This window comes from Mycolicibacter arupensis, from assembly GCF_002086515.1.
Taxonomy (GTDB): domain Bacteria; phylum Actinomycetota; class Actinomycetes; order Mycobacteriales; family Mycobacteriaceae; genus Mycobacterium; species Mycobacterium arupense.
Map to the genome: position 1 here is coordinate 19342 of NZ_MVHH01000051.1, position 7894 is coordinate 27235.

The 7894-nt window shown below is 66.2% G+C and carries 7 protein-coding genes; 6 read left to right on the plus strand and 1 reads right to left on the minus strand.

Features of this window, described 5'->3' with window-relative positions:
* Positions 1-12 precede the first annotated feature (12 nt).
* The 6 genes from fusA to BST15_RS17805 all read left to right on the plus strand — a co-directional run bounded on the left by fusA (position 13) and on the right by BST15_RS17805 (position 7629).
* On the plus strand, positions 13-2115 hold the full coding sequence (gene fusA / locus BST15_RS17780; protein WP_046189606.1) for an elongation factor G: 2103 nt from the start codon (positions 13-15) through the stop codon (positions 2113-2115).
* Positions 2116-2206: 91 nt separating this feature from the next.
* The gene (gene tuf, locus BST15_RS17785; protein ID WP_046189607.1) at positions 2207-3397 is read left to right on the plus strand and encodes an elongation factor Tu; all 1191 of its coding nucleotides are present in this window, start codon (positions 2207-2209) and stop codon (positions 3395-3397) included.
* A gap of 240 nt (positions 3398-3637) precedes the next feature.
* A complete protein-coding gene (locus BST15_RS17790; RefSeq protein ID WP_083071091.1) occupies positions 3638-4468 on the plus strand; it encodes a mycofactocin-coupled SDR family oxidoreductase in 831 nt (276 codons plus the stop codon).
* Positions 4469-4498: 30 nt separating this feature from the next.
* Positions 4499-5680 carry an NAD(P)/FAD-dependent oxidoreductase gene (locus tag BST15_RS17795; RefSeq protein ID WP_109370829.1) on the plus strand — a complete coding sequence of 394 codons (1182 nt, stop codon included), beginning with the start codon at positions 4499-4501 and terminating at the stop codon, positions 5678-5680.
* A 129-nt stretch (positions 5681-5809) separates the two neighbouring features.
* Positions 5810-6571 (plus strand): SDR family NAD(P)-dependent oxidoreductase, encoded by a 762-nt coding sequence (locus BST15_RS17800; protein WP_046189609.1) that lies wholly within the window; start codon positions 5810-5812, stop codon positions 6569-6571.
* An 89-nt stretch (positions 6572-6660) separates the two neighbouring features.
* A complete protein-coding gene (locus tag BST15_RS17805; RefSeq protein ID WP_046189610.1) occupies positions 6661-7629 on the plus strand; it encodes an NADPH:quinone oxidoreductase family protein in 969 nt (322 codons plus the stop codon).
* Here the strand turns inward: BST15_RS17805 and BST15_RS17810 are convergent.
* Positions 7616-7894: lipocalin-like domain-containing protein (locus BST15_RS17810; RefSeq protein ID WP_165757141.1), on the minus strand; the 279-nt coding region annotated here is incomplete at its 5' end. The genes BST15_RS17805 and BST15_RS17810 overlap by 14 nt on opposite strands.

The following is a 7894-nucleotide window of genomic DNA, read 5'->3' on the forward strand; positions in this document are numbered from 1 at the left end:
GGGAAGACTGCTGTGGCACAGGACGTGCTGACTGACCTGAACAAGGTCCGCAACATCGGCATCATGGCGCACATCGATGCCGGTAAGACGACGACGACCGAGCGGATCCTGTACTACACCGGCGTCAACTACAAGATCGGTGAGACGCACGACGGTGCCTCCACGACCGACTGGATGGAGCAGGAGCAGGAGCGCGGCATCACCATCACCTCCGCCGCGGTGACCTGCTTCTGGAACAAGAACCAGATCAACATCATCGACACCCCGGGCCACGTCGACTTCACCGTCGAGGTGGAGCGTTCCCTGCGTGTTCTTGATGGCGCCGTTGCCGTGTTCGACGGCAAGGAGGGCGTGGAGCCGCAGTCCGAGCAGGTGTGGCGGCAGGCCGACAAGTACGACGTGCCCCGTATCTGCTTCGTCAACAAGATGGACAAGCTGGGTGCGGACTTCTACTTCACGGTGCGCACCATCGAGGAGCGCCTCGGTGCTCGTCCCCTGGTGATCCAGTTGCCGATCGGTGCGGAGAACGACTTCGAGGGCATCGTCGACCTGGTCGAGATGAACGCCAAGGTGTGGCGCGGCGAGACCAAGCTCGGTGAGACCTACGAGACCATCGAGATCCCCGCCGACCTGGCCGACAAGGCAGCCGAGTACCGGACCGCCCTGCTCGAGGCCGTCGCCGAGACCGACGAGGCTCTGCTGGAGAAGTACTTCGGCGGCGAGGAGCTCTCGATCGAGGAGATCAAGAGCGGTATCCGCAAGCTGACGGTCTCTTCGGAGCTGTACCCGGTGCTGTGCGGCAGCGCGTTCAAGAACAAGGGTGTTCAGCCGATGCTGGACGCGGTGATCGACTACCTGCCGTCGCCGCTGGATGTCGAGTCGGTGCAGGGCCACGTGCCCGGCAAGGAAGACGAGATCATCAGCCGTAAGCCCAGCATCGACGAGCCGTTCTCGGCGCTGGCGTTCAAGATCGCGGTGCACCCCTTCTTCGGCAAGCTCACCTACGTCCGGGTGTACTCGGGCAAGGTGGAGTCCGGCGCCCAAGTGATCAACTCGACCAAGGGCAAGAAGGAGCGGCTGGGCAAGCTGTTCCAGATGCACTCCAACAAGGAGAACCCGGTCGAGTCGGCCTCCGCCGGCCACATCTACGCGATGATCGGCCTCAAGGACACCACCACCGGCGACACCTTGTGCGACCCGGCCAACCAGATCGTGCTGGAGTCCATGACGTTCCCGGCTCCGGTCATCGAGGTGGCCATCGAGCCCAAGACCAAGAGTGACCAGGAGAAGCTGAGCCTGGCGATCCAGAAGCTGGCCGAAGAGGACCCGACCTTCAAGGTCCACCTCGACCAGGAGACCGGTCAGACCGTGATCGGCGGCATGGGCGAGCTGCACCTGGACATCCTGGTGGACCGCATGCGTCGCGAGTTCAAGGTCGAGGCCAACGTCGGCAAGCCGCAGGTGGCCTACAAAGAGACCATCAAGCGCATGGTGGACAAGGTCGAGTACACCCACAAGAAGCAGACGGGTGGATCCGGCCAGTTCGCCAAGGTCCTCATCTCTGTTGAGCCGTTCACCGGCGAAGACGGTGCGACTTACGAGTTCGAGAACAAGGTCACCGGTGGCCGCGTGCCCCGCGAGTACATCCCGGCGGTGGACGCCGGCGCCCAGGACGCCATGCAGTACGGCGTGCTGGCCGGGTACCCGCTGGTGAACATCAAGGTCACCCTGCTCGACGGTCAGTACCACGACGTCGACTCCTCCGAGATGGCATTCAAGGTTGCCGGCTCGCAGGCGCTGAAGAAGGCTGCCGCTGCCGCGCAGCCGGTGATCCTGGAACCGATCATGGCCGTTGAGGTCACCACGCCCGAGGACTACATGGGCGACGTGATCGGCGACCTGAACTCCCGCCGTGGTCAGATCCAGGCCATGGAGGAGCGCAGCGGTGCGCGCGTCGTCAAGGCGCAGGTGCCACTGTCGGAGATGTTCGGCTACGTCGGCGACCTGCGGTCGAAGACCCAGGGCCGGGCGAACTACTCCATGGTTTTCGACTCCTACGCAGAAGTGCCGGCGCAGGTGGCGAAGGAGATCATCGCGAAGGCAACGGGCGAGTAAGTAGCTTCGCGCCCGTGCCGCTACGGTGGCACAAACCCAAATAGATCAATCCTGCTGTAACCCAGCACCAACAAGTCCAGGAGGACAAGAAGTGGCGAAGGCGAAGTTCGAGCGGACGAAGCCGCACGTCAACATCGGGACCATCGGTCACGTTGACCACGGCAAGACCACGCTGACCGCGGCTATCACCAAGGTTCTGCACGACAAGTACCCGGCCCTCAACGAGTCGCGTGCGTTCGACCAGATCGACAACGCTCCCGAAGAGCGTCAGCGCGGTATCACCATCAACATCTCCCACGTGGAGTACCAGACCGAGAAGCGGCACTACGCCCACGTTGACGCGCCGGGCCACGCCGACTACATCAAGAACATGATCACCGGTGCCGCCCAGATGGACGGCGCGATCCTGGTGGTCGCGGCCACCGACGGCCCGATGCCGCAGACCCGCGAGCACGTGCTGCTGGCCCGTCAGGTCGGTGTGCCCTACATCCTGGTGGCGCTGAACAAGTCGGACATGGTCGACGACGAGGAGCTCCTGGAGCTCGTCGAGCTGGAGGTCCGTGAGCTGCTGGGTGCCCAGGAGTTCGACGAGGAGGCCCCCGTGGTTCGGGTGTCGGCTCTCAAGGCGCTCGAGGGCGACGAGAAGTGGGTCAAGTCCGTCGAGGACCTGATGGACGCCGTCGACGAGTCCATCCCGGACCCGGTCCGCGAGACCGACAAGCCGTTCCTGATGCCGGTTGAGGACGTGTTCACGATCACCGGTCGTGGCACCGTGGTCACCGGTCGTGTCGAGCGCGGCGTGATCAACGTCAACGAGGAGGTCGAGATCGTCGGCATCCGCACCGACGTCACCAAGACCACCGTCACCGGTGTTGAGATGTTCCGCAAGCTGCTGGACCAGGGTCAGGCCGGTGACAACGTCGGTCTGCTGATCCGCGGTATCAAGCGTGAGGACGTCGAGCGTGGCCAGGTCGTGGTCAAGCCCGGCACCACCACCCCGCACACCGAGTTCGAGGGCCAGGCCTACATCCTGTCCAAGGACGAGGGCGGTCGCCACACGCCGTTCTTCAACAACTACCGTCCGCAGTTCTACTTCCGCACCACGGACGTGACCGGTGTGGTGACGCTGCCGGAGGGCACCGAGATGGTGATGCCCGGTGACAACACCGAGATGACCGTCAAGCTGATCCAGCCGGTCGCCATGGACGAGGGTCTGCGGTTCGCCATCCGTGAGGGTGGACGTACCGTCGGCGCCGGCCGGGTCGTCAAGATCATCAAGTAGTTTCTCTCTCGGTGTCGCCGGGCTTGCCCGGCCACCAGAGGCGAGAGCCCCCTTCCCCGCGTGGGAAGGGGGCTTTCGTATTTGCCGGTCCGGCTCCAAGGCGGCGATGTTCTGTCGTCCTGCACCACCAGGTGGCCGCGGTGGTCCGCCGGGCCGCCGAGCAGCGCGCCGACGTCGCGGGGAGGGCGACGGTTCTCCATCGGTAGAACACGTTCTAGATCGAGCTGTTAGCCTCGTCAGGTGAGCGAGAGCCAAAACCACAATCTGCAGGGCAAAGTGGCCTTTGTCACCGGTGCGGCGCGCGGCCAGGGCCGTTCGCACGCGATTCGGCTGGCGGCCGCGGGAGCCGACATCATCGCCACCGATATCTGTGGCCCGGCATCGGAGGCCATCACCTACCCGCCGGCCACCCCGGACGACTTCGCCGAGATGGTCAGCGCCGTGGAGGCCCAGGGCCGCAAGGTGCTGGCGCGGACGGTGGACGTGCGTGACGACGAGGGGCTGCGCAAGCTCGTCGACGACGGTGTTGAGCAGTTCGGGCGCCTCGACGTGGTGGTGGCCAACGCCGGTGTGCTCAGCTGGGGCCGGTTGTGGGAGCTGACCGACGAGCAGTGGAACACCGTGATCGACGTGAACCTGACCGGCACCTGGCGCACCATTCGCGCGGCGGTGCCGGCGATGATCGAGGCCGACAACGGCGGATCGATCGTGATCGTCAGCTCGTCGGCCGGACTGAAGGCCACCCCCGGAAACGGCCACTACGCGGCGAGCAAGCATGCGCTGGTGGGCCTGACCAATACGCTGGCCCTCGAAGTCGGGGCTTACCGCATCCGGGTCAACTCGATTCACCCCTACTCGGTGGACACCCCGATGATCGAACCTCAGGTGATGGCCCAGATCTTCACCGAGCGCCCCGACTACCTGCACGCGTTCCCCCCGATGCCGCTGCACCCGCAGACCTTCATGACCTGTGATCAGGTCTCCGACGTGGTGGTTTGGCTGGCCGGTGATGGCTCTGGAATCCTGACGGGAGTCCAGATCCCGGTCGACAAGGGCGCGCTCAAGTACTGATCGCCCTGCCCGGGAGAACAGGGGGGAATTGTGGTGCCCGACAACGGGATCGTCATCGTCGGTGGAGGACTCGCGGCCGTGCGTACCGCGGAGGAACTGCGGCGTGAGCAGTACGCGGGGCCGGTGACGATCGTCTCCGACGAAACCCGCCTCCCGTATGACCGGCCGCCGCTGACCAAAGAGGTGCTGCGCGGCGACCGCGACGACACCACGCTGGAGCCCGCGGAGTTCTACGCCAACCACGACATCGGCCTGCGGCTGGGCTGCGCCGTGGGCAGTGTCGACACCACAGCCCAGACCGTCACACTGGCCGACGGCACCGTACTCGGCTATGCGCAGCTGGTGATCGCCACGGGCCTGGTGCCGCGGCGTATCCCCAGCTTCGGCGATCTCGACGGTGTCCGGGTGGTCCGGTCGTTCGAGGACAGCCTGGTGCTGCGGGACGACGCCGCCAAGGCGTCACGGGCGGTGGTGATCGGTGCGGGATTCATCGGGTGTGAGGCGGCGGCCAGCCTGCGCAAGCTCGATGTGGACGTGGTGCTTGTCGAACCGCAGCCCACCCCGCTGGCGTCGGTCCTCGGCGAGCAGATCGGTGAGCTGGTGGCGCGGCTGCACCGGGCCAACGGTGTCGATGTGCGCACCGGTGTCGGGGTGGCCGAGGTCCGCGGGACCGGACGCGTCGAGACCGTCGTCCTGAGCGACGGCACCGAGCTGGCTGCCGACGTGGTGGTGCTGGGTGTGGGTTCGCGGCCGGCGACCGAGTGGCTGGAAGGCAGCGGGGTCGAACTCGACAACGGGGTGCGCTGCGACGCCACCGGACGCACCAGCGCACCGAACGTCTGGGCCGTGGGCGACGTGGCGTTCTGGCAGGGCCGTGACGGGCATCAGGTGCGCGTCGAGCACTGGAGCAATGTGGTCACACAGGTCCGGGTGATGGTGCCGACCATGCTGGGTAAGGAGTCCCTGCATGATGTGGCGGTGCCGAGCTACTTCTGGAGCGACCAGTACGACGTGAAGATTCAGTGCCTGGGCGAACCGGAGGCCACCGACACCGTGCATCTGGTTGAGGACGACGGCCACAAGTTCCTGGCCTATTACGAGCGCGACGGTGTGCTCGCCGGGGTGGTGGGCGCGGGCCGGCCCGGCAAAGTGATGGGTGCACGGGCCAAGATCGCGGCAGGCGCACCGATTTCCGATCTGCTCGCTCCATAAGGCCGGGCGGCGCCACACAGTTGCGTTGAAACTGCGTTGAGGGTTGTGGATCTCGCGGATCTATAACCTTGACTGCAATCTCGCGTGCACGCTGGTCTGGATCCAGAACGCGGAAGGCGGCGGGCTGATATGGGATACGCGGACACTCTGTTCGACCTGACCGGCCGGGTGGTGTTGGTGACCGGCGGCAGCCGCGGCCTGGGCCGTGAAATGGCTATGGCGGCAGCCCGATGCGGTGCCGATGTGCTGATCGCCAGCCGCAAATTCGAGGCCTGCGATGCCACTGCCGCGGCGATCGAAGCCGAGACCGGTCGCCGCGCCGTGCCCTACGCCGTGCACGTCGGACGCTGGGACCAGCTCGACGGACTGGTCGAGACGGCGTACGACCAGTTCGGCCGGGTCGACGTACTGGTCAACAACGCGGGCATGTCACCGGTCTACGGCAAGCAGTCCGAGGTCACCGAGAAGATGTTCGACGCCGTGGTGAACCTCAACCTCAAAGGCCCATTTCGGTTGTCGGCGTTGATCGGTGAGCGGATGGTGGCCGCGGGCGGGGGCTCGATCATCAACGTCAGCTCGCACGGCTCGCTGCGCCCGCACCCGTCCTTCATTCCCTACGCCGCGTCCAAGGCCGGCCTCAACGCGATGACCGAGGCGCTGGCCCAAGCCTTCGGGCCGACGGCGCGGGTCAACACGCTGATGCCGGGGCCTTTCCTGACCGACATCTCCGCCGCGTGGGATTTCGAGCAGGACGCCAACCCCTTCGGCGACGCTGCGCTGGGCCGGGCCGGCAATCCGCCGGAGATCGTCGGCGCCGCGCTGTTTCTGATGTCGGACGCCTCCAGCTACACCACCGGATCGATCGTGCGGGTCGACGGCGGCAGTGTCTGACCCTGGCGTGACGCCGATCGGGGCCGTGACGCTACCTTGTCGACTATGCGTGCTCACCTCACTGCCAGCCGTCGACGGAGCTGCGCCTGATGCGCGCGATCGTCTGCGAGCGCTACGGACCGCCGGAAGACCTGGTCCTCAAGGAGCTTCCGGACCCGACGCCCGGGCCGGGCACCATCGTTGTGCGGGTGCGCGCCGCGGCGGTGAACTTCCCCGACGTGTTGTTGATCGACGGCAAGTATCAGCTGAAGATCCCGGCGCCGTTCACGCCCGGTAGCGAACTGGCCGGCGATGTGATCGCCGCGGGCGAGGGTGTGCCCTTCACCCCCGGCGATCGGGTGGTCGGGACATCGTTCGTGGGAGGTTTTGCCGAGCAGGCTCTGGTGCCGGCCGCGGCAGTGACACCGATTCCCGAGGGCATCGACTACGCGGCCGCGGCCGGATTCGGGATCACCTACCGCACCGCCTATCACGCACTGCGCTCCGTCGCGCGCATCAGCGAAGGTGACTGGGTCGTGGTGCTGGGCGCGGCAGGCGGGGTGGGCCTGGCGGCCGTCGATCTGGGTGTGGCGATGGGCGCCAAAGTGCTTGCCGCAGCGTACAGTCCGGAGAAGCTCGAGGTGTGCCGGGCGCGCGGTGCGGCAGCGACGGTGGACTACGACCGGGAAGATCTCAAGACGCGGATCCGCGAAATCACCGGCGACGGGGCCGTGGCGGTACTGGACCCCGTCGGAGGTTCCTACGCGGAGCCGGCGCTGCGCAGCCTGGCTCGCGGCGGGCGCTTCGTCACCCTCGGCTATGCCGCCGGGGCGATCCCGGCGATTCCGCTGAACTTGGTGATGCTCAAGGGCATCACGGTGCAGGGCATGGAGATCCGGACCTTTGCGACCGACCATCCCGCGGAGAACGAGCGCGACCTTGCCGAACTGCACGCCATGTTCGCCGGCGGCAAGGTCAGCCCCTACATCGGCGCCCGGTTCCCGCTCGAGGAGACCGCGGCAGCCGTGCGCTACGTGGCCGACCGCAAGGCGGTCGGCAAGGTGATCATCGACGTCTGATCCAGACCAGGGTGTTCTGCGTCGTTACGCCGTCGCTGGTGGCCGACGCCGAGAGGGTCAACCGGTCTCCCTCGACTCGGGCCTGCCGCAGCTGAGGCCCGGCCAGGAGCTCGGGCAGCATCGAGACACTCACCACGTGGTGGACGGTGGAGGTGTCCTCGTCGACGTGGAAACGTCCGCCGTAGGCGATGTAGGTGGGCGACGTCGTGTTGGCATGTCCCCAATGAACGGGGCCATCCTGTTTTAGAGTCCTGTTGCCCGTGAC

Coding starts and splice junctions, on each gene's coding strand:
- BST15_RS17800 (WP_046189609.1), top strand. CDS start 5,810: ATGGGATACGCGGACACTCTGTTCGACCTGACCGGCCGGGTGGTGTTG.
- BST15_RS17805 (WP_046189610.1), top strand. CDS start 6,661: ATGCGCGCGATCGTCTGCGAGCGCTACGGACCGCCGGAAGACCTGGTC.